This window comes from Providencia sp. PROV200, assembly GCF_049901995.1.
Taxonomy (GTDB): Bacteria; Pseudomonadota; Gammaproteobacteria; order Enterobacterales; family Enterobacteriaceae; genus Providencia; species Providencia rettgeri_E.
The window spans coordinates 3,668,013-3,694,967 of record NZ_CP096307.1 but is presented as its reverse complement, the minus strand read 5'-3'; the positions used below and the strand labels follow the sequence as shown (position 1 = coordinate 3,694,967).

The window sequence follows — 26,955 nt, the reverse complement described above, 5'->3', positions numbered from 1 at the left end:
TGGAAGTAGGCTTAATTTATCCATCCAATATAGGATAAACTCAAAGTGATCAGTACTTATTCAATTCAATGTCACACACATGACACACGCATAAGGGCCATCTCTGTCTTGGCGACGTTCAACATAAACAGCTAACACGCCACGACAATCTGGCACCTCCTTACCAATATAATGCTCGCTATTACCAACCCATTTATACTTTCCTGCACAATAACGAGCAAGGCGAGAGCCTAAATGTTGCTGATGGATCTTCATTGCTGCGGATTTACGGATGATATTCATGGTTCACCTCATACTAAGCCATGCTCAGCGAAAGAGAAGATTTGCTGACCACCGATGATCAGATGGTCAAGTACTCGAACTTCAATTAGCTGCAATGCTTTTATTAATTGTTGCGTGATAGATTTATCCGCTTGGCTTGGCGTGATATCGCCTGACGGATGGTTGTGTGCAAAGATAACGGCAGCAGCATTAAAATGAAGTGCTCGTTTGACGACTTCACGAGGATAAACCTGTGTGCTGCTAATCGAGCCAGCAAACAGGGTTTCACTGCTTATCAACTGATTTTGTTGATTCAAGTAGAGCACAATAAACGCTTCACGCTCTAATGCTGACATTTTTAGCCGTAACCAATCCCTCACATTTTGCGTTGATGTAAAAGCAATACCCGGTTCACGCAGATACTTATCCAGTATGGTCAACGCACGTTTGATAGTACGTTGTTCATTAGGAAGCAGTGTTAAGGTATTCGTATAAGTATTGATACTCTCCATCGTTAATATCTCCATCATTACGAGGCTAGTTGAAGCATATTTTCAGCCATCACCCACAAGGCTCGGTTAAGCTTCACATCACCATCAATCCCATTCACTGAACGCGTGCGAGCGCGTTTACCTTTCGCATTTCTGCCTGATAATCCCCCTTTAATTAAATTTTCTTGCAAACGTTGGTACACCGTCCAAAGATCATCCTTCTTATCTTCTACACGGCGTGGCTGTAATACTTGCGCTTCGGTCACAGGTTGATGCGCTTCATCATAACGATATGTGAGAGCAGATTGAGCAAAGATGTGTTGGGCTGGTGGCGGTAATAATAGGGACTGCATGGCATCACGTTGCTCATCCATGCGTTCAAATAGCCCTAACACTTCATAAGCCCCTTCAATCACTTTTTCCACCACATCGCCCTTGTGCGGTACACGCACCTCACCAAAGGTTTGTCCGCAAATTAAGCCATTCTGACAAACGAATCGGAACATCCCCGGTAACATCTGATAACTCGATGAGCCATCATGGCTATTGAGTAAGATGATTTCAGGCACTAGGCTGCCCGTAATTTGGTCATGACGTCTGAGGCGTAACAGATGCTTAGTATGATCACGACGGCTGTCATCTCGTACACGAGTTTGGCAAGCAAAGAACGGATAGAAGCCTTCTTTTTGAAGACTATCCAATAAGGTAATCGTAGGGATGTAAGTATAACGTTCACTTCTGGATTCGTGTTTTTCTTCTGAAAATACGCTAGGTACTGTGCGGAATAATTCTTCAATGGTTAGCGGGCGGTCACGACGAATAGAGCAAGCATTGCCAAAACGGGAAGCTAAACGAGACATAGGGGTTCTCCTTAGTAATTAAACTGATAAATAATTCGATAAATGGATTAAATGAAGATTGCTGGTGGGGGAAAGATAAAACCGTGACTGATAAATCAGTCTATAAGGCGAAAGATTTGAGCTTGCTCCGGATGCTGTATAGCGTAATCACGCAACAGGTAAAAATATTCCACCAGCACAGGGCTTTCGGTTTTAAATGACCAGATGCTATACACCAGTAAACAGACAGCAATACCGGCTGCTTCAGGGCTTAACTCAGCTTCATTTCCGTTATGCGGGTTAAACATTTGCAGGGAGGTTTCGAGCATATCAGGCCAGATAAATACGCCGCCATTAGACAGCATACTGAACTCCCAGAAAGCGCCTTGATAGCAATTACAAAGCTTCGCCATCATGTTAAAGATATCGCCTTCAATACGTTGCCAGTCTGGCACAGTACCAAAGTAAAAACGCCAGAAGGTACTACGACCACGGGAATTGACGAGGTTGGTTTTGATAACCGTTGATTCTTGCTCTTGTAAAGTAAACATAATAGAACTCCAATTCAGTCGATATTGATAGACAGTAATAAACAAAAAAGCCCTACACCTTGTGGTGCAGAGCTTTCTCGAAATGATAGGTATATTGAGTATCATTTTTAGTGACGCATTCTGATGATTGATTCACTAAAATAATACAGATATAAAAATAAATGTAAGTTAATTAATGGGTTAGTCTGATGATGCTTTTATAATGGTATCACCATTACGTATAGTAAACTCTCTGATGCTATAAAACCGATGACTTTGACTAGCAAATGAAGTTCTGTTTGCAGGTACAAAGATATCCATCTCTTTTTTTTCTACCCCCACTTTACCTAAAGAATAAGATACAGAAGGTGAAACAATGCAGATCTCAACTTCCTTCTTTTAGTTCGCTGTTTGAGCGTAAAACACAGGTTGATCGTTGCTCTGAACGGGTACAACCACTGACAGCACTAATAGGGCATAAGGTAGACTGAAACAGCGCATTGCATAGACTGGATTTTCCGACACCTGTTTTTCCCATTAAACCGATAGTGGGCGAATAATGAATAAGCTCGCTTAGTTTATGTTGTAATTGATGTTTAATTGCCGTGGGGAGTGGAGAAAGCACCGCCTCAAAAGGTGAAGCGGTGGTGGAGGGATTTGTTTTCATAATGACTTCCTATGATAAATGAAAAGGCTCAATACCTTTGTCTTTCAAGGAAGTAATATAGGTTTGAAAAAAATTACATTATGATAACTAGTGTTCAACGTGTTGCATTATTTTCTTTCTTTTTATTTTTATAACTAAATAGACCACTTGTTATATTATTAATCATTGGGATTTTTGTATATTGCTTAGCAACTTGTTCTAAATAGTATAAGTGATAGTTATTTTTTTGTTTAACTTTTTTAACAAATAAAGAAAAGTCTTCTTCATGATAATAAGAAAGCTCTTCATAATGACGGGATAATAACGCTTTTGGAATTTGTTCTAGCTGCATTTGAGTACTTTTTGGATGACTTTTTATTGGGACGAGTTGAATAGGCTCCACCGTTCTCAAGAAAGGAAAAAGCACATGACTGGCACTAACACTAAAATGATATACTGAATTATCTTGATTTCGACAGAGACCTTGTTCCCATTCTTCTTGCTCATCATCATTGGCCATTTCAGCTAAAAGAGAATTAAATGCCATATAATTAACATGAACATTCTGTTTACACGCTTTACACCATTCTCTCGTCATATCTCTAATAAAACAATCGGATATATCCTTATCATTCCTCTGATAATAAAAAATGATATGCAGATAAGGTCTATTGTTGGCATCCAATAGAATAACGCGAGAGTAACTGACAAAACACGAATATACTTCGCGTCCTTTAAGTGTATTAAGCATCGCGCTAAATGCATTAACAAGCTCTTTTATATGTTCAGATATTAATTGAGTATCTGAATAATCTTTTTCTATATAAAATGAAATAGGTAATAATTTGATATTTTTATGATTATTAATGCAGTGATTATAATTATTTACCAGTTTTTTATACGCATCTTGTTTCTCCTTTAACCACAATTTCATTCGACTTAATAACTCACCTTTTGGCTTTTTCGTGACACTATCTCTATGGGGTAAAGTGGTTGTTGTATTATTTTGGTAGTTAAAATAAATATAAACTTCATCAAATCTAGAACGGTCTTCACGCCATGGTATTGAATTTTTTCTGTCAGCTTTATTATTAGCCTCTTGAATACGTGCTTCTAAATATAAGTCATCAATAACATATTGCTCATCATTCTCTCTTTTATAAAAATCAGCAAAGGTATACTGATCGCGTAATATGTGTTCAGAAACAATATGAGGTGGTGTTATTTTATCTTGTTCTCTTAATCCAAGAAAACTTAACTCTTTAAATACCGTATTCATGCGTTATTCCCTCTAACATTTGTATAACTAAAACATTACTGTGAGTAATGATGGGTTAGTACAAAAATAGCACAAAATAGCCTCAAAGTCGATACCTACAAACCCTAAAAATAAGGGGTATAAAGTAATAATTTTATATATTTTAAGTGGTTATATTATGGTGGTAAAGTGGGGTGTTTTTTGGGAGTTGTTCAAAGTTTATGGGCATTTCAGTATGACTAGACAGATTTCGAGCGACATTATTTATCATTATCACTGTCTTTTTTATCATCAAACTCACTCAGACCAGCGTTAACATTTCAACCCTAACACTATCTCATAAAAGACTCAGGGAATAGTTAGATTTTTTAGTTTTTAAATGTGATTATAGCCTTGGAGTTTGTATATCATTACATCAGTTAAGTTTTCCACTGCAAATGATACACCTCAAGAAAGATAAAATATTTAGGTTATTAATATGATTATAAAGAAGTGAGAAAACATTATTTATATTTAACAGAAAGAAGAAAGCATTCTTATCCTATTGTCCTATAGATAAATAATGCTAACTCTCTACTGATTATTCGCTGTATTACGACTCAATGAAGGTCATAATGATAACAATCTAATATCATAGTCTTCTATTAACACTGTCATTAAAGCGAAAAGAATGACAAGCAGTAAAATCAAGATAAAGATAATGATAGGTCTAACCGAAAAATAAGAGGTCAATTTATTCATTAAAAAGTCTATCAACTCTTGATGCATAAAATATTTGGTGTCATGATATAATTATAGGTAACTAAGTTTACATTATGCTAATGATAAAAATTAAAATCAGAGCTATAATTTCATCATTAACCTAAGCCAACACATACTAACTTAATATTTTAGAAATTAATCCCTGTTGGTATAGTAGTATATTTATTTAATGTATTTATTTAATGTATTTATTTAATGTATTTATTTAATGTATTTATTTAATAAATTAAAACTATCCATTAGACGTAAAGATGCAATATGTATCCATATAACGATAGAGTATATTACTCATAGTCTATCAACACCAAAGTAAAATATGAAAAAACTTATAATTTCAATTTGTTTATTAGAATGAAAATAAATTTAGATGAAAAGTGTGATAAACCATATTAACAATATCGATTAATCTACTTCTAATCATACTAAAAAAATTTAATGACATCACTCTATTTAGCATTGAAATAAATGATAAAATAATCATTTATGACAAAGAGCTATCTCTAGACTCGCTATATTACGATTATAGTTAAAATAAAAAAATACATCCTACTGAGTTGTTATGACATTCACTCAACTCAGGAAAATATCATGCATTACCCTATCGATAGCTATAATCTTAAATACTTCGATATTATTCATAATACCTTTATAAAGGCTCAAAGAAACTATACCCGATTATCTGTATTTCGTTTTGATTTACGCTTTCCAAGAACGATAAAAGCCATGAGAGATGACCGTAAAGTCATTACACGTTTCATTGATTCTCTTAAAGCGAAAATAGCCGCCGATATAAAACGAAAAAGTACCACTTGGCACCGAAAGCTCACATTAGACTTACATTATGTTTGGGTAAAAGAAATTGGAGAGCGTAACCATAAGATTCACTACCACCTGATGATATTCCTAAACAAGGACATCTATCATTGCTGGGGCGATTTTAATCGTGACCATGGGTGTTTATCAGCAATGATACAACAAGCTTGGGCGAGTGCGTTACAGGCAGAATTATCAGCGGTAAAACAAAGTGTTCATTTTTGTAAGAATGGCGTGATGTACCTTAACCAAAATGCGAATGAATTAGAATACAAAAAACACTATGCCCAGATAATAGAACGTGCACAATATCTCTGTAAGCATCACACGAAACCATACCATCAAGGTGAGCGGCTTATTGGATACAGTCGCTGAAGAAAATAATTTACAGCTCCGCGTTATCGTTTGAAGGATTCACACCGCATTTCATTAACCCTTTCGGATCCTTCTCCTTTTCACTCTTAGGAGAAACAAACGATGACCAATACAACTGATTACCCCTTACTGAATGACCAATTTATCGACATGAAATTTATCACTCATCTGACAGGATTAACGGATAAGTGGTTTTATAAACTCATTCAAGACGGTGAATTCCCCAAACCAATAAAGTTAGGACGTAGCTCACGTTGGTTAAAGAGTGAAGTCGAACACTGGCTGAATGAACGTATCACCGCTTCTAGAGGCTAAGTATTATTAATTTAGTCAGTTACAGCGATTTTTTACAACTCACTAGTGAAATATTATATGAACGTCAAAAGAAGACGATCTTTAGGGTGCTAAGGAAGGTGCCGATTGATAGTTTTTTGTACAGCAACCATGAAAAGCATAACGAGATCTGCTATCATTAATAATGCCATAGGCGCCAGTCAGTGCGGGAATATTAAAAGACTTTGATGCTGATGTGAACAGAGCATAGGACTCACGGGAAATACTTGACCAAGGAATATGCGGGTCATTACCCCAACAAGTAGACGAACAGCCTGACATGAAAATAAATTACAGGCCGCGATTATCGATACGCTATACGCCGTCCGGTACACTTTGATGATTATGCTGGTCGTAAGGCAATGCGTTACGTGGTGAACTATTTAGCCAAAGCCGAGCAGAAACCCTTTGACCCGATTTACCATATCTCCCGCCAGCCTGATATCAGTGAGAAATCGACGGGACGTCCCCGGACTCGTCGTCGCTAAATCACGCTTACCTTTGAACACTCTGCTAGTCAGGGGCTGTATGACGATCTCTATGGCCCTTATAGCCGTTTATTGTGGCGACACCGTGCAAGTTTAACCCTTGCCTTAATAAAACGCTCAGAATGGCGCTGAGCGCGTTATTCACACCCATTACTCCTCTTCAGCCGTCACTTTGCAGTTGCTGTAGACCGTAGCGTGGTCGGTGCCGACAACATAGGCAATGACAATTGGACTGTTGTTACTGGGATCGACTTCCTGACGCAGATTAACCCGTCCATCCTCCGACGTATGGTAATACCCGATACCGTCATATTCCGCTTCGCCATAACGGGTTTCAGACCCATTATTACTGTCCTGCTCAAACACACAACACACCGGAGAAAAACAATGAACATTTACAATCTGAATGAACTGGAGCTCGGTATCGCTGAATTACCTGATGGCCGCCTGACAAATGCCTTTAAAGAGCAGGAGCGCTGGCAACCGGCACTACCCATTCCCTTTTACTGTCCACACTGTCACTTACCGGTGTATCTGGACCGCCGTAAACGGCATTTTTTCTTTGCACACCCCGTTGATAAGAAATACCTCGATTGTCCTGAGGTAAACGCGGCTATCAGTTATCTGACGCGACAATCTCAACAAGCTGAACAGTTCTCCGAGCTTCATCCCATAAAGCCCATCACGGAATGGTATTGCGTCTGGTGTCGACGGTTTTACACCAGCCAGCAGCGACCAGTCAGAAAGTGCTGCCCGAAGTGCAGAGAGGGGATTTACAGCATACCTGCTTCTCAGGTCACCGAAAACCACAGCTATTTTCATTACGCGCTGAATAATCAGGGTATTGAATCGTTGGTACGCACTCCATTGCTGCGGTTGACGGACCTCACTGAACCGAATGTTATCGATGAGGCGCAATAAAAAAATACAGCAGTCCGTTATTGTCTGAAGGACGACTGACATCACGCATTCCCCACCTCAGTCGCCTTCTCCTTTTCATACTCAGGAGACAAGACAATGACGATTCAAACACCCCCAACCACCAGCCTGCTGAATGACCAGTTCGTTGATATGAAATTTATCACTCAGTTTACCGGGCTTACGGATAAATGGTTTTATAAACTCATTCAAGACGGTGAGTTTCCCAAACCGATTAAACTGGGACGCAGCTCAAGATGGTTGAAAAGTGAAGTAGAACAGTGGCTACAAGCGCGCATTGATGAATCGAGAGAGGGCAATTCCGCCCTTGGATCCTAAGGCACTAGCGCGAGTCGCCGAGCATTTTTCATAGCATACCCACCCATTACCCACCAACTCAATTTTAACCACACCTGGTGCGATTGAATGCGCTCTAGGCAAAGCGACGCCCTAAACATACGAACCTGGCTCGATACGCATGCAGGCACAGCTCAGTGGTCTTCTAAGTTTCAAGGTGGGTTGCCGAGTGTGGATCATGAATGTTGGGTACTCAGAACGTTTAGTTTAAATTTTACAGAAGGAGCACACCCATGCTTAAATTACACGAAGTCAAAATGTCGCTAGCCTTAACGCAGAACAATCGTTTCGCGGGAGCCACCCAAGAACCGAGTTATTCACGAGAAAACTATTACTGTGCTCACTGCGGTGAGCCCGTCACACTGCATAAGACGCCAACGGAGTCATGGTTTACCCATTCTGATCCTCAGAGCGCAGAGCACTGTCCGCGGGTCATCAGTAAGATCAAGAGCTTAGAAGACAAGGCACGACTGAGCACACAGGTTCGATCAGTGTCCCCTATTTTAAAGGTCACGAATTGGTTTTGCGTGCAGTGTCGTGAGTATTTTACAAACAATCAAAAATGTTGCCCGAAGTGCCATGAGGGGATTTGGTGTATTCCTGCCCAGAATGTAACAGAGGAACATCAGCCTAAAACAGAAAAATCGTTTCCATTATGACCTTTTAATGCTCATGGTGTTAGGTTAATCAATCACGCTTTCGCTAAATGTGACCACGGTACTGCCACCAAAATTAAGTGAACTATATCTAGCGTATTGTAAAACCTGACCTTAAAGGGGGGGAGCCCTCAGAAACACAGTGGCATAAAGTATGTGACACCTCAACAGAGATACTGCGGCAAGGATAATGAAATTCTCCGACAGCGTATGCAAGCCTATCGTCGCGCTCAATTGAACCATCCAGGCAGATGGAGTCGGCAGACAAGAGACTGGAGTTATATCGATGAAGTGTACTTGAACCCTGAAAAGTGTGCAGCGTAACCATTAACGTTGCCAAATTGTAAAAAAGACGACAACTTGCTTGAAAAACAGCGTTATTGGGTGATCTCCATTCATGAAAATACGCAGAATACCAGTTCTACCATGCTAGGTACCAGTTCGTACTATGCTGAAGAAGCTCGTTCATAGTTTCTCACAGATAGCAATATTAAGACGAACAAACTCATCCCACGAAAGAACATCAGCTAGTTTCGCTCGGTAATACTCTTCAACCCGGCAAACCAGCGGACGGGTTGTATAGATTGCGCACAGATGGGTCCCTTCAACGAAATGGTGGCAAACTCCATCCCCGCGATCAAGGAATGCAGTTTCAGTGCTAGCGCTCACCCTGCGGCAACACTTGCCGCAGGCATTGCACGGAAAAGGAGTGAGTAGTGGCTCACTCATGCAACATCACTCAATTGTAATAATAAACGCTGCGCTTCAAGTTGTGCGTCACCTATGGACTGGTCTTGACTGCTAGCGATACGAGAAACTTATCCACATTCTCAGAAGGTCTGTCTCATTCTGGATGGGAGCCTCACCACACTCACTCGCAAAGCGACGAATGGAGTTTTTACCCATTAAGGTATTGAGTCTGTCCTTAAATCCCTTCTGGGGTAGGTTTTTAGAGCGTATTTATCTTTGTAGTGCATATTTCAATCGACCCACATTGGGAGCCACATGATTGAAAATGCTAAAGCAACAACACTTTCATAATTTCGGGCTAATTTGTCATACTGAGTCGCCACTGCTCGGTATTTCTTTATTTTTAGGAAGGCATTTTCAACTAAATGACGATATCGATATAAGCACCAATCAATATCTTTATTCCCTTGTTTACTATTCCCTTTTCTTGGGATGACATGCTGACCCCGACGGTTTTTTATCAACTGTCGTAAGGCTTCACAGTCATAGCCTTTATCTGCAATAACAACTTCGGCTTCCGATGAAGAGGTAACCAATGTTTCTGCATAACTCACATCATGGGCTTGCCCACCTGACAACTCAAAATGAACCGGAAGACCACTGCTATCTACCGCTAAATGTATTTTAGTTGAGTTGCCGCCTCGACTTTTGCCTATAGCCTGCTTTGAAGCATCTTTAACGTTGGCTCCATCTTGATGCGTTTTCACGATACTGGCATTAATAAATAGCCACTGAGGATCATTGAAGCGAGATAGAAATTGGAAAATTTCCATCATCACGCCTTTCTTTGACCAAAGGTTAAAACGTCTAAATACCGTATTCCATTCACCAAATTGACGAGGTAAATCGCGCCATGGAATGCCTGTTCTTATTCGGAATAAAATACCTTCAAGGGTCATTCTATGTTCTGGTTTGTTATAAATACGTCCGGTTAGGTGCATGATCTTTGATAGTAACTTCCAGCTATCATCTGTTAACATAAGTCTCGGCATTTGGGGGTGTTTTTTTGATTTTTGGCGAAACCATTATAACAGCCCCATTTGCTGTCTGCTTTTTATACCGAAAAGATCAACACGCTCTAGTCTGATTTATAGATAATTTGCTTAAAAACTATCTTTCTCAAGTTTATTTAGATATAATACCCCAAAATTATTAGAGTTAATTAAGAATAATCAGTGAACTGGTAGCTGTAAGCCCGGGGCGGTAGCGTACAAAAATTATGTGATAACTACTTCAGTGTCTGTTTTCTATGATTAAAATTCGATTCATTATTCCAAAATGAAAATATTAGTTACTGGTGGGGCAGGCTTTATTGGTTCAGCAGTTATTCGTTTTCGCTGAATTACTAATAACATCAATGACACCTTTATTAATGTTGATAAATTAACTTCTGTAGGAAGCTTAGACTCTATCTCAATAGGACTTTATTCCAGACGATGAGATCACAGGCAAAATGCAACATCGCCTCGTAATTTTCGATCTTTTTATCCTATCGGGCCAGTATTCGGCGAAAGCGATTCATCCAACAGTGCGTTTTTTCGACGACCCAGCGGTGGGCGTTGAAGTCCGTGTTTTTACTGGCATCAGACTCTTCTTTACGGGACTGAATATATGGCTCGTAACGACGGTTCTGTAGATAGGTTTTCAGCCAGCCTGCATCACGCCGCTCCGGTGTGCAGAACTCGTTGAGCATATCCCAGTGGCGTTGAGCGCGTTACACTGGCAGCCAGTCTTGAGTACAAATAATATGGTATCCATGGTAGCACGGTTATCAACTCGTTTGCGGTGAGTGCCGAGCGGATGATTGGTTTTGTGTTCAGGGATAAGCGGTGCTAGTTTTTCCCAGAGTTCATAACTGATACGCCATCTGCTACCTGTCATATTTTCACCTTCAGAAATTACCTGTTACGACATTCTGATAATCCCTTTTAGGATAGGTTCTTAGGGTCACAGCTGATATTTGTAATATAAAAGTGATAAAAAAATATATATGTTGTACTTGTAACTGAATTACATGTTGATTATTTTAATCAATCAGCATATATACAGAACTCAATCGCGCTCTGGGGTCCGACAACCCAGTACGGTAACTATGGACTTTTTTATGAAAACAATCATTACATATGGTACTTTCGATCTATTTCATGTTGGTCACATAAGACTTCTAAAAAGATTGAAAGAGTTAGGTGATAGATTAATAGTTGGCATTTCATCTGATTCTTTTAATAACATTAAAGGCAAAAAGTCTTTTTTTTCCTATGAAGAAAGAGCTGAAATAGTTTTAAGTTGCAAATATGTTGATTTGGTTTTTCCTGAAAATAATTGGGAACAAAAAGAAAGTGATATTTTAAAATATAATGCAAACATTTTTGCTATCGGAGATGACTGGAAGGGTAAATTTGATTATTTAAAACCTCTCTGCGATGTAATTTATTTACCAAGAACAGAAAATATTTCAACAACAGATATAAAAAAACAATTATCTAATATTAGTAAAGATGATTTAAAAAAAATAGAAACTTATCTATCTCAAGTTAATGAAATTATTTTGGCCATTTCACGATGAAAAATTAATGAATAAAAAAATCTATTTTGAGATACAATCAATTATATCTCAAATACATCATAGCTGCCAATTAAAAAATGCAACAACTAGCTCACAGTCTTCTTATGTTATAAGTTTAACTTCATACCATAAGAGATTAAAAACATTACATATAACCTGTGAAAGTTTGCTTAGGCAATCTCTTCCTCCAAAGTCAATATATGTTTGGCTTAGTGAGGAAGAGATTAAAAAATCTGATGGAATACCTAAAAAGATGAAAACCCTTGAAAGTAGGGGGCATTAAAATAAAGTCTGAAAATATTTATTCATATAAAAAACTTTCATATTTTAATGAAATAGATATTAATAATATAACTCATATATTAACAGCTGATGGTCGAGTATTCAATGAGTTGATAATGGGGTAAACTGAGCTTTTCTGTTGAGGCTTAGTATGGCTACCATTTCAGTAAAATGCCGATTCTGTGGATTAACCGCCCCTGTTAAAAAACATGGCACCGGCAATGGAGGTCATCCCCGTTATCGCTGTCAGGCCTGTTGCCGCACTTTTCAACTCGATTATACCTACAACGCTTGTCAGCCCGGCATCAAAGAGCAAGTGGTTGAGCTTGCCATGAATAATGCGGGTATTCGTGACACCGCTAGGGCATTACATATCAGTATCAATGCCGTCGTCCGCACTTTAAAAAACTCTCGCCACGGAATGTAACAACACTGCCCCTAGATAACCTACAAATTCAGCTCATTTGTGAGGTCGATGAGATGTGGTCATTTATCGGTAACAAAAAACGTCAGCGTTGGTTGTGGTATGCATGGGAGCCTCGCTTAAAGCGGATTATCGCTCATGTATTTGGTTCCCGAAGCAAGAAAACACTGGGGAAATTGTTAAAACTGCTGTCTGGGTTCCGTATCGCTTTTTGGTGTACGGATGGTTACAGGGCGAACAAAGAGACACTCCCTAGCGAAAAACATATTTTAGGAAAGCTATACACACAGCGAATTGAGCGTGAAAATCTGACGTTGCGTAACCGATTGAAACGACTTAATCGCAAGACGTTAGGGTATTCAAAATCATCCGGCATGCATGACAAGATCATTGGGACTTTCATTGAGCGAGAGTATTACGTTTGAAATGCCATCAACCCTTTGGATACGTGACCAAAATTCATTCATAAAAATACAAATCAACATATTGGATACTTGACCCAAATGAACATGAAAAAAATAAAACAAACATTAATAAACCTACCAAATAAAAGTAAATTAGCAGCTAGTCTATTAAAATTTGTAAATATATTTAGACCTAAAAAGAAAATTATAAATCAGGCTAGCCACGCAGAGAATGTTTTTAACCTAATAAATTCACTAAGCGTTCCAGTGATCCCATTCTTTGGGACATTGTTAAGTATTTATAGAGAAAAGAATATTACTTATGCAGATGACTTTGATTTTGCGACCACTAACACAAATGTGTTTACATCTGATTTTATAGAAGAAATAGAAAATAAAGGGGCTGCGCTAATTGCAGTTTCAGTTGTAGATAAAGAATTAGTTGAATTAACGTTTGATTTAAATGGTGCTAAAATTGATATATTCTATTTAGACAGTGATGATGAATATTATATTCATCGGTGTCCAAACTTCAGAAAAGAAAGAGCACAAAAAGAATTCACTCTTATCGAGAAAAGTATCTATACTTCCTACTTTCAAGTTAAATATCCAATATTTGGATTAAAGAAAGATGATTTTTCAAAACTTTCGATTCCTGATAATTGCCCAGAAATCTTTATTCGGCATTATGGTAATGATTGGATGATCCCCAAAAAAAATAACTTTATCGACTTTAAATCATACGAATTTATTAATAAAGAAAGCTACACTGCTTTTGGTTGTAGCGAAAATATTAAAAAACACCTCTTAGATAATAACTTATTAAGTAACAAATGAAAAAAAAACATTATCTCTAGAGCGTATTTATCTTTGTAGTGCATATTTCAATCGACTCACATTGGGAGCCACATGATTGAAAATGCTAAAGCAACAACACTTTCATAATTTCGGGCTAATTTGTCATACTGAGTCGCCACTGCTCGGTATTTCTTTATTTTTAGGAAGGCATTTTCAACTAAATGACGATATCGATATAAGCACCAATCAATATCTTTATTCCCTTGTTTACTATTCCCTTTTCTTGGGATGACATGCTGACCCCGACGGTTTTTTATCAACTGTCGTAAGGCTTCACAGTCATAGCCTTTATCTGCAATAACAACTTCGGCTTCCGATGAAGAGGTAACCAATGTTTCTGCATAACTCACATCATGGGCTTGCCCACCTGACAACTCAAAATGAACCGGAAGACCACTGCTATCTACCGCTAAATGTATTTTAGTTGAGTTGCCGCCTCGACTTTTGCCTATAGCCTGCTTTGAAGCATCTTTAACGTTGGCTCCATCTTGATGCGTTTTCACGATACTGGCATTAATAAATAGCCACTGAGGATCATTGAAGCGAGATAGAAATTGGAAAATTTCCATCATCACGCCTTTCTTTGACCAAAGGTTAAAACGTCTAAATACCGTATTCCATTCACCAAATTGACGAGGTAAATCGCGCCATGGAATGCCTGTTCTTATTCGGAATAAAATACCTTCAAGGGTCATTCTATGTTCTGGTTTGTTATAAATACGTCCGGTTAGGTGCATGATCTTTGATAGTAACTTCCAGCTATCATCTGTTAACATAAGTCTCGGCATTTGGGGGTGTTTTTTTGATTTTTGGCGAAACCATTATAACAGCCCCATTTGCTGTCTGCTTTTTATACCGAAAAGATCAACACGCTCTAGTCTGATTTATAGATAATTTGCTTAAAAACTATCTTTCTCAAGTTTATTTAGATATAATACCCCAAAATTATTAGAGTTAATTAAGAATAATCAGTGAACTGGTAGCTGTAAGCCCGGGGCGGTAGCGTACAAAAATTATGTGATAACTACTTCAGTGTCTGTTTTCTATGATTAAAATTCGATTCATTATTCCAAAATGAAAATATTAGTTACTGGTGGGGCAGGCTTTATTGGTTCAGCAGTTATTCGTTTTCGCTGAATTACTAATAACATCAATGACACCTTTATTAATGTTGATAAATTAACTTCTGTAGGAAGCTTAGACTCTATCTCAATAGGACTTTATTCCAGACGATGAGATCACAGGCAAAATGCAACATCGCCTCGTAATTTTCGATCTTTTTATCCTATCGGGCCAGTATTCGGCGAAAGCGATTCATCCAACAGTGCGTTTTTTCGACGACCCAGCGGTGGGCGTTGAAGTCCGTGTTTTTACTGGCATCAGACTCTTCTTTACGGGACTGAATATATGGCTCGTAACGACGGTTCTGTAGATAGGTTTTCAGCCAGCCTGCATCACGCCGCTCCGGTGTGCAGAACTCGTTGAGCATATCCCAGTGGCGTTGAGCGCGTTACACTGGCAGCCAGTCTTGAGTACAAATAATATGGTATCCATGGTAGCACGGTTATCAACTCGTTTGCGGTGAGTGCCGAGCGGATGATTGGTTTTGTGTTCAGGGATAAGCGGTGCTAGTTTTTCCCAGAGTTCATAACTGATACGCCATCTGCTACCTGTCATATTTTCACCTTCAGAAATTACCTGTTACGACATTCTGATAATCCCTTTTAGGATAGGTTCTTAGTGATACTATTAGGTACTAACAGTTCGCTTAGGCATGGAAGTTTTGCGGCATTCTGGCTACACAATAACAAGGGAAGAGTTACTCGTGGCTGCAACCCTACTTGCTCAAAATCTATTCAAACACGGTTACGTTTTGGGGAAATTATGAGGGGATCTCTCAGTACTAAGCATATTATTGACCCTTATCCAGATGAAATTTCAATTCCTATATCTTTTTTATATTAACGATGACAATTAAAAAAAAATTAATCAGTAACTTTTCCTATTTAAGTATTATACAAATAGGAACGTTATTAATTCCATTTATATATTACCCATACATAATTAGAAAATTCAGTATAGAATCTTATGGATTAGTCATTTTCATTCAAAGTATAATTATGCTTATGTCTATAATTGTTGATTTTGGTTTCAACATTTATGGAACTAGAATTGCATCAGAAAATGCTCATAGCAAGAAGAAACTATCTATTATATATAGTAGTATAACTTATATAAAACTATTATTAGTTTTAATATCTTTTTTAATATTTCAAACTTTTATTTATTTTAATAGCAAGTTAAATGAAAACTATTATCTTTCTAATGTTTTATTTTTTATTGTATTGGGTGAGGCTTTATTTTCACAATGGTTATATCTTGGTTTGGAAAAAATAAAATATGCAGCATTAATTAATCTTTTTTCAAGATTATGTATGTTGTTAATAATATTTATAGGCTCTTATACTTTTATTGGATTTTATTCATTCCCTCTAGCATTGGTTTTTTCTTCTTTGATTAATGGAATGTTATCATTATGGTTCGTGAACATTAAATTGAAATTGAAATTTATACCAGTATCTTTGAAAAGGATAAAGAAAGATATTAAAGAGTCATATTCATTTTTATTATCTCGTTCTATTGGCGTTATAATTTTAAAATTAAACACCTATTTAATTGGTAATTATATCGGATTTGCTCAGGTTGCCTATTATGATCTAGCTGAAAAACTAATTAATTTAGCACTAATTCCTATAAATTTACTAAATCAAGTACTCTATCCTTATATTGCAAGAACAAAAAACTTTGGTGTAACATTTTCAACTATTAAGTACTTAATAGTTATTTATTTACTAATATATCCCATATTGCTTTTGTTTGGAGAGGATTTTATCATCTTATTCGCAGGCGATGATATGGCAAAATCTTATACCTATTTATTAATATTGTATTTTATACCTTTGTTAAATATACTTTCATATTTTTTAGGAAACTGTGCATTAGTTCTTATAGATAGAAAGAAAGATTTTAATAATAGTATCTATATTGCTGCATTTTTTTATATCTCATTTATTTTACTCATGAGCCAATTTGGATATGTAACTATAAGTACTCTTTGTTGGGCTATTGTATTGAATGCATTCATTACTAGTTTATACAGAACTTTAAAATGTATAAAATATAAAAACTTACTTAAGGAATAATATGTTAATTAATTTTTTACGCAAAATTTAAAAATTCTATTAAGTCTGCATATTGTACTTTTCCTCTTACTCGACTTAACCAGTACCAACCCAGCTTCTCAACGGATTTATACCATGGCACTTTAAAGCCAGCATCACTGACAATGAGCGGTGTGGTGTTACTCGGTAGAATGCTCGCAAGGTCGGCTAGAAATTGGTCATGAGCTTTCTTTGAACATTGCTCTGAAAGCGGGAACGCTTTCTCATAAAGAGTAACAGAACGACCGTGTAGTGCGACTGAAGCTCGCAATACCATAAGTCGTTTTTGCTCACGAATATCAGACCAGTCAACAAGTACAATGGGCATCGTATTGCCCGAACAGATAAAGCTAGCATGCCAACGGTATACAGCGAGTCGCTCTTTGTGGAGGTGACGATTACCTAACAATCGGTCGATTCGTTTGATGTTATGTTTTGTTCTCGCTTTGGTTGGCAGGTTACGGCCAAGTTCGGTAAGAGTGAGAGTTTTACAGTCAAGTAATGCGTGGCAAGCCAACGTTAAGCTGTTGAGTCGTTTTAAGTGTAATTCGGGGCAGAATTGGTAAAGAGAGTCGTGTAAAATATCGAGTTCGCACATCTTGTTGTCCGATTATTGATTTTTCGCGAAACCATTTGAACATATGACAAGATGTGTATCTACCTTAACTTAATGATTTTTATCAAAATCATTAGGGGATTCATCAGGTTAAAGTATCAATAAATTTACATCCGGAAACAAATTATTTAATTAAAAGTAAAGAAACATCTAAAACATTCAAAATATTATTCAAGTTAAATAACCTTAAAATGAATTTTTTATGCAAGATACTACTAAAAATTTACCTAGTCCACCTTGAAATAAAAAGAACAAAACTAATCTTAATTTATAATTCATTAATGAGCAATTTTAAAAAAATTAATCATAGCTCAATCAAGATTTAATAAGTGCTAATAAAATGAAAAATAAACCTTTAAATATCTAGAATTTAGCATTTATAGCTCTAACAAAAAAAATAAAAAAACTTATTAAAAATGTAATGGGTTTTTCATTTATTCAATATTTTCAATAGTAACTTATCTATCAGGAATAAATATGCCATTAGTAAGCGTCATTGTCCCAGTATATAACACTAGTAAATACTTAAAAAAGTGCATTGATAGTATCCTTGCTCAAACACTAAAAGATATTGAAGTAATTATTGTAAACGATGGTTCTACTGATGATAGCTTATCTATCATTAACCAATACTCTGATGATAGAATAGTTATAATAAATAAAGAGAATGGTGGATTATCATCCGCTAGAAATAGTGGGATAGAAGAAGCTAAGGGAGATTATATTCTTCATGTTGACAGTGATGATTGGATTGATACTGATTATTGCCTAGATACTTATTGTTACGCAAAAAAAAATGACCTTGATATGGTTATTACTAATTTAAATATGTTATGGAATGGTATTGAAAAAGAAAAAAAATCTATTGAAAATTTACCGACAAAAGAAATAATAACAAACTTAGAATACTTGGATTTTTGGAGTAAGAACAAAGTTATCTCTAATTGTGTTAATAGGCTAATACGAACATCTTTATATAAAGATAATGATATATTACACCCAGAACATATATCTTTAGGAGAAGATTTAGTAACTACACCAAGGTTATCTTTTTATTCTAAGAAAATTGGAATTATCGATAAGGCATATTATAATTACATTCAAAACTCCGAAAGCATAATGAATTCAGGAACAATACGCAAGATATATGATATCATATATGTATTTTCTATATTAGATAATTTTTTCGAACAAAAAAAAATAAATATGAACACTAGCTATCTTAAAGCTTATTATTATTCTACGTTAATATCTAGAAAATACGATGTTAATGATGTGTTTTATAATGAAGCCATAAGCGAGTATATATGTGTGATGAAGAAAAGTAAAATACCATATCAACTTAACTTACATAGTGTAAAATTCATTCTAATCAAGATCCTATTGAATATTAGAGGTACAAAAAACACGGTTAAGTTTATTAGAGATATAAATTGCTTTTTCATTTCAATAAAACATCATCTTAATAAATAAAGATATAATATGTCAAAGAATTTAAGTTATTATTTTTTATGCATACCTCCATTGTTCTATTTAAATATTTTTGGATATGATAATATTGGCTCTATATTATCATTGGTTGGTTTGACCATAGCAATTATTTTTTATTTTCCTTTTAATTTAAGCCTTAACCAAAAAAAAATAACATTATTATTTTTTATTTTTATTTTTATTTTTTATTTATTTTCTAATAATATACTACTTAACCCTCAATTAAATGCATTTTCTGGCACTTACTGGTGGATTTATCTTTTTATATCAATATTGATATTCTCTCCTCCACCAAAAAGGCTACTAGAAAAATTATCACACTGTACGATTATTACTAGTATTTTTATTTTGCTTTTGGATTGTTATTATCGTTTCTTTATTAATACAATAGAAAAAAACGATATAGGAAGATATGCTTATAAATTCGGATTAATTGATATGGATTCAAACTTTTCTGGTATTTATGCATCCTTGATTTTTTTTTATTGCTTATTTTTGCGTAAAGTTTGCTATAAATATACTCTAATTTATATGATAGTACTGTATATGCTCGTATTATCTTCTTTATCATTAGCAGCTATATCTATTACAACTATCTTATTTATCTATTTCCGTTTATCTAAAAAGATTAAAATATATTTATTACCTATCGGAATATTTTGCATGATATTATCATCATCATTCATTATTCACATGATAGAAATGGATGGTAGTGGTTCTACTAAAATCAATTTTATTAAACGTGGATTTGAAATGTTGATATCTCGTGATATTTTTACAACATTATTTGGAACAGGCCTTTTTAGTGTTAAGTTAAATGGATATGACCCGCATATTGTTATATTGCAATTGCTATTGCAGTTAGGATTAATTGGGTTTATATTATATTATCTGATTCAGTTCATTCTCATAATTAATTACAAACATATTCTTATATATGTGGTACTTCCTTTTTTTCTTATTGGCCTTTCTGTTGCCTCAATTTCTAGTCCTATATTCACTACTATTATTATTTTGTTATACTATCAATCTTTTTATATTCAGAACGATGACTCTAAATTCCATGTTCCTTATAGAGAACTAATTAATAATTAATGGCTTATATTTTATGAAGATAATTGCTTTTTTAGGTGAGAAGTATTTTCACTATAATAACGAATATTTTGCAAATCCAACATCAGCAGCTTTCTTACAAAAAATGCTAGGTGATGAAAATATATATGTAATTTCACCGTCTATTGGTGTCTCTGAAAAACCTATAACTTTCAGTTCTAAAGTCAGAGAGGATAAATTTACGACATCTCCTTATTATACTTCGACTCTATTTCATTATGGCATAGCTATTCTTGCACTACTTTTTATTTTCTCAAGGAAATTAAACTATCACTATTTAATTATTAATAAAGCAAAAGGATTCTTATTATTAATATCATCGATTATGCTAATAAATTTAGTAGTATTAAATATAGAAAGTATAATTTAATTTACCCGATTTAAATATTATATTGGCTCAGACTCCTATCTTGGAAATAAATCATGGTCTTCAATTCTATTTACATTCGTCTTTTTGGCATTATTACTTTATGGAATAAAAGTAAATGTTAGTTATAGAATACCTATAGTCAAATTATCTATTATCATTCTTGTTTTTTGTTTATCTACACCTTCAATTGCAGTCTTATCTGGGCGAGCTTTACTTGTCTTCTTAGCTATTTCTCCCATATTGATATATGAATTATTTAGAATATCAAAATTGAATTTATATACTGCTCTACTGCTAATCGTATACATTATAACGAACATATCCTTTTATATTAAAAATGACTATTACTTTTATTAAATGAAACTATTACACTTATACCATAAAACATATAATGCCGGTGATGGTATTACTAATGTTGTATCTAATTTATCTAAATATCAGAATAAAATACCACATATAGAAAGTCTCCACCTTGCTTTTTCCTCTGATGATAAGTTAAAGCAAAAAGCTGAATTTAAAACAATTTCTTTTTTTAAATTACTCTTTCAGATAAAGTCTTACTCTCCAGATTTTATCTATGTGCATGGTATTTTTAAAATAAAATCACCTATTTTAATTACATCACTGAAACTGATGGGATTCAAAATAATACTTGTCCCTCATTGTTCTTTAATGAAAAGAACTATACTTCATAAAAAAATAAAGAAGTCAATTTACCTTTCTATATTTAAAAAAATATCATTTCAACATGTTAACTTCATACAATACTTAAATGAAGAAGAAAAAAATGATTCTATTTTTATTTCTAATAAAATAAAAACATATATTTTACCTAATGGAGTGGGTGTGAATACTCCCATAAAGCAAAAAAACTTTAAAAAAATAAAACCTTTCTATTTAGGTAGGTGTGATATTTACCACAAAGGATTGGATCTATTAATAAACAGTCTTAACATTTTTTATAAAAAAACACAAAGTAATATTTTATTTAATATCTACGGTGCTGATAAAAAACAAACTATTGAATTAACAAATCTAAAACCCAATAAAAACATTATAATTAGGCCACCTATATTTGGACTTAAAAAAGAAGAAGTTTTAGAAAGTAATAATATATTTATTATGACCTCTCGTTACGAAGGCCTACCAGTATCAGTATTAGAAGCACTAGCGTATGGAAACATTTGCTTACTAACTGAAGGAACTAATATGGCGAAAATTGTAAAAAAATATAACTGTGGCTTTGTTATAAAAAATATCAACGACATTTATTATACTTTAAACAAAATAAAAAATATGCCTGAGAACGAATTAATAGAAATGTCAACTAATGCAAAAAATTTAGTAAATGAAAGTTATAATTGGCAGTCAATTGCTAATTTATCTATAAAAAAAATAATTAGTTAATTTATATTCTATACTATTGAGGTAACTACTTTCAACGAAATTAAAACAACTATAGCATAATGCGACCCTAATTCTAAATGAAGTAAAAATTTAATATTTTTTATGAAAAAGATTAGTGTGTATTAACCTTTCCGGTATAAAAAATAGCTGGCAGATGGAGCTATTATAATGGTTTCGCCAAAAATAAAAAATGCCTCCAAATACTGAGCAATGACGGCTCGGTATGAAAAATGAGCCAAAAAATCAAAAAAGACTATAATGGCCTGCATGTTCTAGTTATAGAATATACTATGTCAAACTCAGAGTATTAAAATAGATATTACTATGCTTCGTTTAGTTATAAATTTAGAATCTATCCCAAAAGGAATTGTCAGATAATACATAATGATAATTTATGACGGCAAAGCATGGTGGGCAACAAGTGGCAAATCAGTGATGAACTCTGGGAGAAAATGGCTCCTCTCATCCCGGAGCATAGAACTCAACACCCGCTGGGTACGCACCGCAAGCGGGTTGATAATCGCGCTGCAATGAACGCCATTTTCTTCGTACTCAGGACGGGTTGCCAGTGGAATGCGCTAAATGCCACCGGTATATGCTCGTCAAGCTCTGCTCATCGCCGATTTCAGGAGTGGCGGGATGCTGGCGTATTTGAACGCTTCTGGCAAAACGGGTTGCTTGCTTGCGAACAGTTGGACGCTATTGACTGGTCGTGGCTGTCGATGGATGGTTGTATGACCAAATCACCGCTGGCAGGCTCAAAAAAACAGGCAGGAACCCAACAGACCGGGGGAAACGGGGCGTAAAGCGCAGTCTGATGACTGACGGGAACGGGCTTCCTCTTGCGCTGGTTGTCGCTGGAGCAAATACGCACGACATAAATAAAGCCGCAATATCCGCAATATCATTATGTTATAAATTTATGATGAAATTTCCATTGAAATTATCTAGCTATAAATTACTATTCAAAATTTTGATGAAAATATCGGTAACTATTCACCCGCGAGCTATTGACGGTGGTTTACGCTAGGAATGCTGGCACCTGATAATTCACTTTGAGCATATGGTGTTCGACGATTTCACGTAACCATTTATAGGCTGAGATCTGCTGAAGCTTGGCAGTCTCTATAAGTGAGAACATACGTTCACGGAACAGATCGCCTCTATATGAGCGAGTCACGTAGCAGCACTTTCTCATCAATATATAATTACGCAGGACACGCTCTGCGGCATTGTTCGTTAACGGGCAGTCTGGATCATCCATAAAGCGCCACACCATAGCATCATCAGACATGAGATTTCGGCACCGACCTCGATAACGTTTCGAACATTGATAACTGCCCAGTTTGAGCCAATGAAGCCAGCTTTTTCTTAACCGCCTGAGCCGGCGATAGTATTGGGTTTTGGTGAGCTTCTCTTCGATATATCGGTGATGGCACCTGAACACACTGTGGGCGATCAACGCGAGTTTTTCCCCGATTTTTTGATTTTCAGGACAAACACTCTCCTCGATAGCGATGACGTTTCGTAAGATGTGCGCCCAACATAGTTGCCGTTTTGATTCATCAATGTATTTGTAGGCTGAGTATTGGTCGGTCACTAAAAGGTGTGAAACAGCTTCTCCAAGCAATCGCTTAGCCGCATGTTGGTTTCGACCGCTGTTGATTTGGAAAAAGGCAACGTCATTACTCAGGGCTGCCCACATCCAGCGTTTCTCATTATTACGTTGATGCGAGGTTTCATCGGCCATAATCAGTTGAGAGGCTTTGACTGTTTCATGGATTTGCGTATGAGTATCTGCTAAGTACTCCGTTACTCGTCCTTGTGCGGCTGATATCGCACCTGTAGAGAAGTTAAGCTGAAACACATCTTTCAGCATAGATAGTATTTTACCGATGCTTTGATGGTGCTGCGTCGCTTGGATTGCGATAAAACTATGTAGATTTGGGCCCATCTGAACATCAGAGACATGCTCCGGAAGCTCTGCTTGATGCTTATCACCACACCATGAGCACTCACCTTTGAAGACCTGATGCTCAACAAGTGTGTAAGAGATATCTGGCAAATCAAAAATTTGGTGTCGTTTATAAGGTTTTCTATTTGGAATAACACAGCCACCGCAATGGCATGTTTTCTTTGGTAAGTATTGCTCAACCGAGGCACTGTCTTCAATAGAGTGAAGCAGTCGGCGGTGGCCTTTATGACCTGGCTGAGCTCCTGGCTTTTTTCCAGATTTTTTCCGATTCGGCGAAGTATTCTTAGCTTTATTATGCAAAGACTGTTGGGATGACGGCACAGAAGAGTTACGGCTATTTTGGTTTAGTCGGTCTTCAAGTTCGGCCAGCTTATTCCATAGAAAATGGATGATATCTTTCGCCTCTTCAGGCGAATCGAAATCTGGTGGTGGAGGTAGTGTTTTCTTATTCATACCTTCAGATTGCCAGCTCAGAAAGACCACTCAAGTCGAATATGGGATCAAGTTAACCTCGTCACATAACTTTGCTGTCAAGGCATCGCGGGTGAAGAGTTACGTATAAGGTTTTGGTTACAGTGATAATATATTTTTATGCGGTAATTAATCCCTATTGAGATAGGCTCTGAATGAGATAAAATGCTCTTCCATTAATTTATAATGTTTATTGTTGTCAGTATTTTTTATTTTTTATTTGCACTCCTTTAATTGTTTAACTATATTTTAGATTTTACAGGATGGCGCTCTTACTAGATTTACAAAAGTAATTTAAGGATTAGCTTTTTGGTAATATGATGGTTTATCACATAGTAAGTACTATTTTATTTAAAAATTTAATATAACGTATTGACATTAAACTATTTCTTATGGATAATTTTGTTTTTGACATTATTTATACTATCAGTCTCTTACGCTATGATTTCATAATCAAAACCTTTATTTGTTCTTAAATTTAAAATTTTTTTTGAAAAAATTTTAAAAAAGCCACTCTTTCATATAACCGAGGAATTATAATAATGTTCATAGATAGGCTAATCTCTATATTAGCATTCATAGTAAAGCAACGAAAGATACCTAATTTAATCAACCCTAAAACATTAACTGAAAAAATATTACTATTAAAAATAAAACCTAGCCCAAAAGATATTAAATTAAGAAAGTTAGTTGCTGATAGAATAAAAGTTAGAAGTTACATTAAAAACAAATGCCAATTATGTGATTTAATTCCCATATTATGGAAAGGTGAAGAATTAACAATAGATATTTGGAACTCATTACCAGAAAAATTTGTAATTAAAGGAAACCATGGTTCTAAAATGGTCAGAATAGTAAATAAGAGCAACGATTCTTTTGAATCAGTTTATAATGATTCAATAAAATGGAAAAATACTGATTATTATAAAAGAGGAAGGGAATGGGTATATAAAGATTTACCTCGAACTCTTATTATAGAAAAGCTTATAGAATTCAATTCAGATATTCCTCCTGATTATAAATTTTTTTGTTTAAATGGCAAGGTAAATTTTGTACAAGTTGATTTATCTCGATTTAGGCAACATAAACGAAATATATATGACCGAGATTTCAATCTATTAGATGTAAAATATCAATTTCCTCAAGGTGAGGATATCCCTAAACCTAAACTATTTGAAAAGGGTTTGTTAATAGCTGAATCTCTTTCTAGTGACTTGGATTTTATTCGTGTGGATTTATATATACTAGATGACAAAATTTACTTTGGTGAAATGACTAATTTTCCAGGTAACTGCTTAGAAAAATTCGTTCCCATAAGCTTCGATTTTAAAATGGGAAAAAATCTATCTATTAATACCTAGCATGCTGCAATAATTTTGTTAATAGTATTTATGTATTTATTAAAATATCGTTAAGTTAAATAATATGATAAAAATAGCTGTTATAATGTCAGTTTATAAGAATGACGATCCAATTTTTTTTGATGCCGCGATAAATAGCGTTCTAAACCAAACATTTAAAAGTTTTGATATTTACCTACAAGTGGATGGCCAGGTTCCTATTCAGCTATCCAATAAGCTCAATAATTATCAAAATAATTATCAAAATATATATATTGAATTTATTAATGAAAATAAAGGTCTTGCTTGGCAATTAAATAGGGCTATAAGCCGTTTATCAACTTCAAATATATATTCATTCATAGCAAGAATGGATGCAGATGATATATGTGAACCAGAGCGTTTTCAAAAGCAAATTGAGTATTTTCATAACCATCCTGATGTAGCTATTTGTGGAACTCAAGTTATCGAATTTCACGAGGATGGTTATACTCAGTTGAAAAAAATTCCATGTAGTCATGCTATTTTAAGTCGCTATATAATTAAGCGTTGTCCTTTTAATCACCCCACGGTTATGTTTAACTTATCAAATATTAATATTAATCATATTCATTATAATCCAGCATTAATGAATACCCAAGATTATTATTTATGGGTTGACTTATTAGAGAAAAAGTACATTTTCGGAAACTTAGATGAGCCATTATTACGATTTAGAGTTGATAAAAATTTTTATAATCGAAGAGGTTTTAAAAAAGCCAAAAATGACTTTAACGCTCGTTTATATGCAATGAAAAAACTAGGTCTTTTTAGTCCATTAAATTTCATCTTTCTGCTTTTAATTGTATCCTTACGATTAAGCCCACCATTTTTAAAAAAATTTGCATATAAGTATTTAAGATAATTATTACTTAGAATCTATCCCAAAAGGAATTGTCAG

At 35.3% G+C, this 26,955-nt stretch carries 29 protein-coding genes and 8 pseudogenes; 21 read left to right on the top strand and 16 right to left on the bottom strand.

The window, feature by feature from the left end:
• Window positions 1-60 precede the first annotated feature (60 nt).
• The 6 genes from M1E86_RS17030 to M1E86_RS17005 form a co-directional block, all read right to left on the bottom strand.
• Window positions 61-282, bottom strand: coding sequence for a DUF987 family protein (locus M1E86_RS17030; protein ID WP_036941096.1), 222 nt, complete (start codon window positions 280-282; stop codon window positions 61-63).
• 8 nt (window positions 283-290) lie between these two features.
• Window positions 291-773 carry a JAB domain-containing protein gene (locus M1E86_RS17025; protein ID WP_014656726.1) on the bottom strand — a complete coding sequence of 161 codons (483 nt, stop codon included), beginning with the start codon at window positions 771-773 and terminating at the stop codon, window positions 291-293.
• A 17-nt stretch (window positions 774-790) separates the two neighbouring features.
• Window positions 791-1,612 (bottom strand): DUF932 domain-containing protein, encoded by an 822-nt coding sequence (locus tag M1E86_RS17020; RefSeq protein WP_426099178.1) that lies wholly within the window; start codon window positions 1,610-1,612, stop codon window positions 791-793.
• Window positions 1,613-1,707: 95 nt separating this feature from the next.
• On the bottom strand, window positions 1,708-2,142 hold the full coding sequence (locus M1E86_RS17015; RefSeq protein WP_426099177.1) for an antirestriction protein: 435 nt from the start codon (window positions 2,140-2,142) through the stop codon (window positions 1,708-1,710).
• Window positions 2,143-2,506: 364 nt separating this feature from the next.
• Window positions 2,507-2,788 (bottom strand): GTPase, encoded by a 282-nt coding sequence (locus M1E86_RS17010; protein WP_375097482.1) that lies wholly within the window; start codon window positions 2,786-2,788, stop codon window positions 2,507-2,509.
• A 94-nt stretch (window positions 2,789-2,882) separates the two neighbouring features.
• Entirely contained in the window at window positions 2,883-4,046 is a 1,164-nt protein-coding gene (locus M1E86_RS17005; RefSeq protein WP_426099176.1) for a hypothetical protein, read from the bottom strand.
• A gap of 1,329 nt (window positions 4,047-5,375) precedes the next feature.
• Between M1E86_RS17005 and M1E86_RS17000 the strand changes: the two genes are divergently transcribed.
• Entirely contained in the window at window positions 5,376-5,975 is a 600-nt protein-coding gene (locus M1E86_RS17000) for an inovirus Gp2 family protein (RefSeq protein ID WP_156262352.1), read from the top strand.
• A gap of 102 nt (window positions 5,976-6,077) precedes the next feature.
• A complete protein-coding gene (locus M1E86_RS16995; protein WP_143970429.1) occupies window positions 6,078-6,290 on the top strand; it encodes a helix-turn-helix transcriptional regulator in 213 nt (70 codons plus the stop codon).
• A gap of 132 nt (window positions 6,291-6,422) precedes the next feature.
• On the opposite strand, the pseudogene M1E86_RS16990 reads toward M1E86_RS16995, so the two are convergent.
• Window positions 6,423-6,566 (bottom strand): annotated as a pseudogene (locus M1E86_RS16990) (transcriptional regulator); the annotation flags it as partial.
• Between the two features lie 104 nt (window positions 6,567-6,670).
• Here M1E86_RS16990 and M1E86_RS16985 point away from each other — a divergent pair.
• Complete coding sequence (locus M1E86_RS16985; RefSeq protein WP_426099175.1) at window positions 6,671-6,796, top strand: hypothetical protein; 126 nt, start codon at window positions 6,671-6,673, stop codon at window positions 6,794-6,796.
• Between the two features lie 150 nt (window positions 6,797-6,946).
• Here M1E86_RS16985 and M1E86_RS16980 read toward each other — a convergent pair whose 3' ends face one another.
• Complete coding sequence (locus M1E86_RS16980; RefSeq protein WP_080025647.1) at window positions 6,947-7,162, bottom strand: hypothetical protein; 216 nt, start codon at window positions 7,160-7,162, stop codon at window positions 6,947-6,949.
• A 21-nt stretch (window positions 7,163-7,183) separates the two neighbouring features.
• On the opposite strand from M1E86_RS16980, the gene M1E86_RS16975 reads away from it, so the two are divergent.
• From M1E86_RS16975 to M1E86_RS16965, 3 genes are all read left to right on the top strand, one after another.
• Window positions 7,184-7,717 carry a hypothetical protein gene (locus tag M1E86_RS16975; protein ID WP_072749370.1) on the top strand — a complete coding sequence of 178 codons (534 nt, stop codon included), beginning with the start codon at window positions 7,184-7,186 and terminating at the stop codon, window positions 7,715-7,717.
• 96 nt (window positions 7,718-7,813) lie between these two features.
• Window positions 7,814-8,053 carry a helix-turn-helix transcriptional regulator gene (locus M1E86_RS16970; RefSeq protein ID WP_181042516.1) on the top strand — a complete coding sequence of 80 codons (240 nt, stop codon included), beginning with the start codon at window positions 7,814-7,816 and terminating at the stop codon, window positions 8,051-8,053.
• Between the two features lie 251 nt (window positions 8,054-8,304).
• Window positions 8,305-8,730 carry a putative zinc ribbon protein gene (locus M1E86_RS16965; RefSeq protein WP_152914965.1) on the top strand — a complete coding sequence of 142 codons (426 nt, stop codon included), beginning with the start codon at window positions 8,305-8,307 and terminating at the stop codon, window positions 8,728-8,730.
• A 462-nt stretch (window positions 8,731-9,192) separates the two neighbouring features.
• Here M1E86_RS16965 and M1E86_RS16960 read toward each other — a convergent pair whose 3' ends face one another.
• The gene (locus tag M1E86_RS16960) at window positions 9,193-9,456 is read right to left on the bottom strand and encodes a YkgJ family cysteine cluster protein (protein WP_152964466.1); all 264 of its coding nucleotides are present in this window, start codon (window positions 9,454-9,456) and stop codon (window positions 9,193-9,195) included.
• Between the two features lie 251 nt (window positions 9,457-9,707).
• Complete coding sequence (locus tag M1E86_RS16955; RefSeq protein ID WP_426099174.1) at window positions 9,708-10,469, bottom strand: IS5 family transposase; 762 nt, start codon at window positions 10,467-10,469, stop codon at window positions 9,708-9,710.
• A gap of 286 nt (window positions 10,470-10,755) precedes the next feature.
• On the opposite strand from M1E86_RS16955, the pseudogene M1E86_RS16950 reads away from it, so the two are divergent.
• Window positions 10,756-10,890, top strand: a pseudogene (locus M1E86_RS16950) (dTDP-glucose 4,6-dehydratase); the annotation flags it as partial.
• On the opposite strand, the pseudogene M1E86_RS16945 reads toward M1E86_RS16950, so the two are convergent.
• Window positions 10,886-11,358, bottom strand: a pseudogene (locus M1E86_RS16945) (transposase). The pseudogenes M1E86_RS16950 and M1E86_RS16945 overlap by 5 nt on opposite strands.
• A gap of 223 nt (window positions 11,359-11,581) precedes the next feature.
• Here M1E86_RS16945 and tagD point away from each other — a divergent pair.
• From tagD to M1E86_RS16925, 4 genes are all read left to right on the top strand, one after another.
• Complete coding sequence (gene tagD / locus M1E86_RS16940) at window positions 11,582-12,043, top strand: glycerol-3-phosphate cytidylyltransferase (protein WP_426099173.1); 462 nt, start codon at window positions 11,582-11,584, stop codon at window positions 12,041-12,043.
• Window positions 12,044-12,050: 7 nt separating this feature from the next.
• Window positions 12,051-12,326 (top strand): hypothetical protein, encoded by a 276-nt coding sequence (locus M1E86_RS16935; protein ID WP_249999988.1) that lies wholly within the window; start codon window positions 12,051-12,053, stop codon window positions 12,324-12,326.
• Between the two features lie 150 nt (window positions 12,327-12,476).
• Window positions 12,477-13,174, top strand: a protein-coding gene (locus M1E86_RS16930; protein WP_249999991.1) for an IS1 family transposase whose coding sequence is annotated in 2 segments (ribosomal slippage) — window positions 12,477-12,726 and window positions 12,726-13,174 — 699 coding nt in all. Because the reading frame shifts where the segments join, the coding sequence is not laid out codon by codon here.
• 78 nt (window positions 13,175-13,252) lie between these two features.
• Window positions 13,253-13,990 carry a hypothetical protein gene (locus tag M1E86_RS16925; protein ID WP_426099172.1) on the top strand — a complete coding sequence of 246 codons (738 nt, stop codon included), beginning with the start codon at window positions 13,253-13,255 and terminating at the stop codon, window positions 13,988-13,990.
• Between the two features lie 56 nt (window positions 13,991-14,046).
• Here M1E86_RS16925 and M1E86_RS16920 read toward each other — a convergent pair whose 3' ends face one another.
• A complete protein-coding gene (locus M1E86_RS16920; protein WP_426099171.1) occupies window positions 14,047-14,799 on the bottom strand; it encodes an IS5 family transposase in 753 nt (250 codons plus the stop codon).
• A gap of 286 nt (window positions 14,800-15,085) precedes the next feature.
• Here M1E86_RS16920 and M1E86_RS16915 point away from each other — a divergent pair.
• Window positions 15,086-15,220 (top strand): annotated as a pseudogene (locus M1E86_RS16915) (dTDP-glucose 4,6-dehydratase); the annotation flags it as partial.
• On the opposite strand, the pseudogene M1E86_RS16910 reads toward M1E86_RS16915, so the two are convergent.
• A pseudogene (locus M1E86_RS16910) lies at window positions 15,216-15,688 on the bottom strand (transposase). The pseudogenes M1E86_RS16915 and M1E86_RS16910 overlap by 5 nt on opposite strands.
• 82 nt (window positions 15,689-15,770) lie before the next feature.
• Here M1E86_RS16910 and M1E86_RS16905 point away from each other — a divergent pair.
• A pseudogene (locus M1E86_RS16905) lies at window positions 15,771-15,899 on the top strand (IS4 family transposase); the annotation flags it as partial.
• Window positions 15,900-15,978: 79 nt separating this feature from the next.
• The gene (locus tag M1E86_RS16900) at window positions 15,979-17,214 is read left to right on the top strand and encodes an oligosaccharide flippase family protein (RefSeq protein ID WP_426099170.1); all 1,236 of its coding nucleotides are present in this window, start codon (window positions 15,979-15,981) and stop codon (window positions 17,212-17,214) included.
• A 40-nt stretch (window positions 17,215-17,254) separates the two neighbouring features.
• Here the strand turns inward: M1E86_RS16900 and M1E86_RS16895 are convergent.
• Window positions 17,255-17,830, bottom strand: a pseudogene (locus M1E86_RS16895) (IS4-like element ISVsa5 family transposase); the annotation flags it as partial.
• Between the two features lie 495 nt (window positions 17,831-18,325).
• Between M1E86_RS16895 and M1E86_RS16890 the strand changes: the two are divergent.
• From M1E86_RS16890 to M1E86_RS16880, 3 genes are read left to right on the top strand one after another with little or no spacing between them, the layout of a single operon-like run.
• A complete protein-coding gene (locus M1E86_RS16890; protein ID WP_181468808.1) occupies window positions 18,326-19,321 on the top strand; it encodes a glycosyltransferase family 2 protein in 996 nt (331 codons plus the stop codon).
• 9 nt (window positions 19,322-19,330) lie between these two features.
• Window positions 19,331-20,434 carry a hypothetical protein gene (locus tag M1E86_RS16885; RefSeq protein ID WP_426099169.1) on the top strand — a complete coding sequence of 368 codons (1,104 nt, stop codon included), beginning with the start codon at window positions 19,331-19,333 and terminating at the stop codon, window positions 20,432-20,434.
• Between the two features lie 13 nt (window positions 20,435-20,447).
• On the top strand, window positions 20,448-20,822 hold the full coding sequence (locus M1E86_RS16880) for a hypothetical protein (RefSeq protein WP_181468810.1): 375 nt from the start codon (window positions 20,448-20,450) through the stop codon (window positions 20,820-20,822).
• A gap of 122 nt (window positions 20,823-20,944) precedes the next feature.
• Here M1E86_RS16880 and M1E86_RS16875 read toward each other — a convergent pair whose 3' ends face one another.
• Window positions 20,945-21,130, bottom strand: coding sequence for a hypothetical protein (locus M1E86_RS16875; RefSeq protein ID WP_181468811.1), 186 nt, complete (start codon window positions 21,128-21,130; stop codon window positions 20,945-20,947).
• A 49-nt stretch (window positions 21,131-21,179) separates the two neighbouring features.
• Between M1E86_RS16875 and M1E86_RS16870 the strand changes: the two genes are divergently transcribed.
• On the top strand, window positions 21,180-22,229 hold the full coding sequence (locus tag M1E86_RS16870; RefSeq protein WP_211838789.1) for a glycosyltransferase family 4 protein: 1,050 nt from the start codon (window positions 21,180-21,182) through the stop codon (window positions 22,227-22,229).
• Window positions 22,230-22,636: 407 nt separating this feature from the next.
• Window positions 22,637-23,121: pseudogene (locus M1E86_RS16865) on the top strand (IS5 family transposase); the annotation flags it as partial.
• Window positions 23,122-23,250: 129 nt separating this feature from the next.
• On the opposite strand, the gene tnpC reads toward M1E86_RS16865, so the two are convergent.
• The gene (tnpC, locus tag M1E86_RS16860; protein WP_426099168.1) at window positions 23,251-24,657 is read right to left on the bottom strand and encodes an IS66 family transposase; all 1,407 of its coding nucleotides are present in this window, start codon (window positions 24,655-24,657) and stop codon (window positions 23,251-23,253) included.
• Window positions 24,658-25,217: 560 nt separating this feature from the next.
• Between tnpC and M1E86_RS16855 the strand changes: the two genes are divergently transcribed.
• Together M1E86_RS16855 and M1E86_RS16850 are read left to right on the top strand one after the other, a co-directional pair.
• On the top strand, window positions 25,218-26,036 hold the full coding sequence (locus tag M1E86_RS16855) for an ATP-grasp fold amidoligase family protein (protein ID WP_071547791.1): 819 nt from the start codon (window positions 25,218-25,220) through the stop codon (window positions 26,034-26,036).
• Window positions 26,037-26,100: 64 nt separating this feature from the next.
• A complete protein-coding gene (locus tag M1E86_RS16850; protein ID WP_426099167.1) occupies window positions 26,101-26,919 on the top strand; it encodes a glycosyltransferase in 819 nt (272 codons plus the stop codon).
• Window positions 26,920-26,955 lie beyond the last annotated feature (36 nt).

What these genes read in the sequence shown, in the direction of transcription:
- M1E86_RS16855 (WP_071547791.1), top strand. Translation starts at nt 25,218, where the DNA reads ATGTTCATAGATAGGCTAATCTCTATATTAGCATTCATAGTAAAGCAA.
- M1E86_RS17020 (WP_426099178.1), bottom strand. Translation starts at nt 1,612, where the DNA reads ATGTCTCGTTTAGCTTCCCGTTTTGGCAATGCTTGCTCTATTCGTCGT.
- M1E86_RS17015 (WP_426099177.1), bottom strand. Translation starts at nt 2,142, where the DNA reads ATGTTTACTTTACAAGAGCAAGAATCAACGGTTATCAAAACCAACCTC.
- M1E86_RS16955 (WP_426099174.1), bottom strand. Translation starts at nt 10,469, where the DNA reads ATGCCGAGACTTATGTTAACAGATGATAGCTGGAAGTTACTATCAAAG.
- tagD (WP_426099173.1), top strand. Translation starts at nt 11,582, where the DNA reads ATGAAAACAATCATTACATATGGTACTTTCGATCTATTTCATGTTGGT.
- tnpC (WP_426099168.1), bottom strand. Translation starts at nt 24,657, where the DNA reads ATGAATAAGAAAACACTACCTCCACCACCAGATTTCGATTCGCCTGAA.
- M1E86_RS16870 (WP_211838789.1), top strand. Translation starts at nt 21,180, where the DNA reads ATGAAACTATTACACTTATACCATAAAACATATAATGCCGGTGATGGT.
- M1E86_RS16985 (WP_426099175.1), top strand. Translation starts at nt 6,671, where the DNA reads ATGCGTTACGTGGTGAACTATTTAGCCAAAGCCGAGCAGAAACCCTTT.
- M1E86_RS16850 (WP_426099167.1), top strand. Translation starts at nt 26,101, where the DNA reads ATGATAAAAATAGCTGTTATAATGTCAGTTTATAAGAATGACGATCCA.
- M1E86_RS16920 (WP_426099171.1), bottom strand. Translation starts at nt 14,799, where the DNA reads ATGCCGAGACTTATGTTAACAGATGATAGCTGGAAGTTACTATCAAAG.
- M1E86_RS16970 (WP_181042516.1), top strand. Translation starts at nt 7,814, where the DNA reads ATGACGATTCAAACACCCCCAACCACCAGCCTGCTGAATGACCAGTTC.
- M1E86_RS16885 (WP_426099169.1), top strand. Translation starts at nt 19,331, where the DNA reads ATGTCAAAGAATTTAAGTTATTATTTTTTATGCATACCTCCATTGTTC.
- M1E86_RS17030 (WP_036941096.1), bottom strand. Translation starts at nt 282, where the DNA reads ATGAATATCATCCGTAAATCCGCAGCAATGAAGATCCATCAGCAACAT.
- M1E86_RS16935 (WP_249999988.1), top strand. Translation starts at nt 12,051, where the DNA reads ATGAATAAAAAAATCTATTTTGAGATACAATCAATTATATCTCAAATA.
- M1E86_RS17000 (WP_156262352.1), top strand. Translation starts at nt 5,376, where the DNA reads ATGCATTACCCTATCGATAGCTATAATCTTAAATACTTCGATATTATT.
- M1E86_RS17010 (WP_375097482.1), bottom strand. Translation starts at nt 2,788, where the DNA reads ATGAAAACAAATCCCTCCACCACCGCTTCACCTTTTGAGGCGGTGCTT.
- M1E86_RS16995 (WP_143970429.1), top strand. Translation starts at nt 6,078, where the DNA reads ATGACCAATACAACTGATTACCCCTTACTGAATGACCAATTTATCGAC.
- M1E86_RS16880 (WP_181468810.1), top strand. Translation starts at nt 20,448, where the DNA reads ATGAAGATAATTGCTTTTTTAGGTGAGAAGTATTTTCACTATAATAAC.
- M1E86_RS16900 (WP_426099170.1), top strand. Translation starts at nt 15,979, where the DNA reads ATGACAATTAAAAAAAAATTAATCAGTAACTTTTCCTATTTAAGTATT.
- M1E86_RS16875 (WP_181468811.1), bottom strand. Translation starts at nt 21,130, where the DNA reads ATGTATACGATTAGCAGTAGAGCAGTATATAAATTCAATTTTGATATT.
- M1E86_RS16925 (WP_426099172.1), top strand. Translation starts at nt 13,253, where the DNA reads ATGAACATGAAAAAAATAAAACAAACATTAATAAACCTACCAAATAAA.
- M1E86_RS16965 (WP_152914965.1), top strand. Translation starts at nt 8,305, where the DNA reads ATGCTTAAATTACACGAAGTCAAAATGTCGCTAGCCTTAACGCAGAAC.
- M1E86_RS16960 (WP_152964466.1), bottom strand. Translation starts at nt 9,456, where the DNA reads ATGAGTGAGCCACTACTCACTCCTTTTCCGTGCAATGCCTGCGGCAAG.
- M1E86_RS16975 (WP_072749370.1), top strand. Translation starts at nt 7,184, where the DNA reads ATGAACATTTACAATCTGAATGAACTGGAGCTCGGTATCGCTGAATTA.
- M1E86_RS17025 (WP_014656726.1), bottom strand. Translation starts at nt 773, where the DNA reads ATGGAGAGTATCAATACTTATACGAATACCTTAACACTGCTTCCTAAT.
- M1E86_RS17005 (WP_426099176.1), bottom strand. Translation starts at nt 4,046, where the DNA reads ATGAATACGGTATTTAAAGAGTTAAGTTTTCTTGGATTAAGAGAACAA.
- M1E86_RS16890 (WP_181468808.1), top strand. Translation starts at nt 18,326, where the DNA reads ATGCCATTAGTAAGCGTCATTGTCCCAGTATATAACACTAGTAAATAC.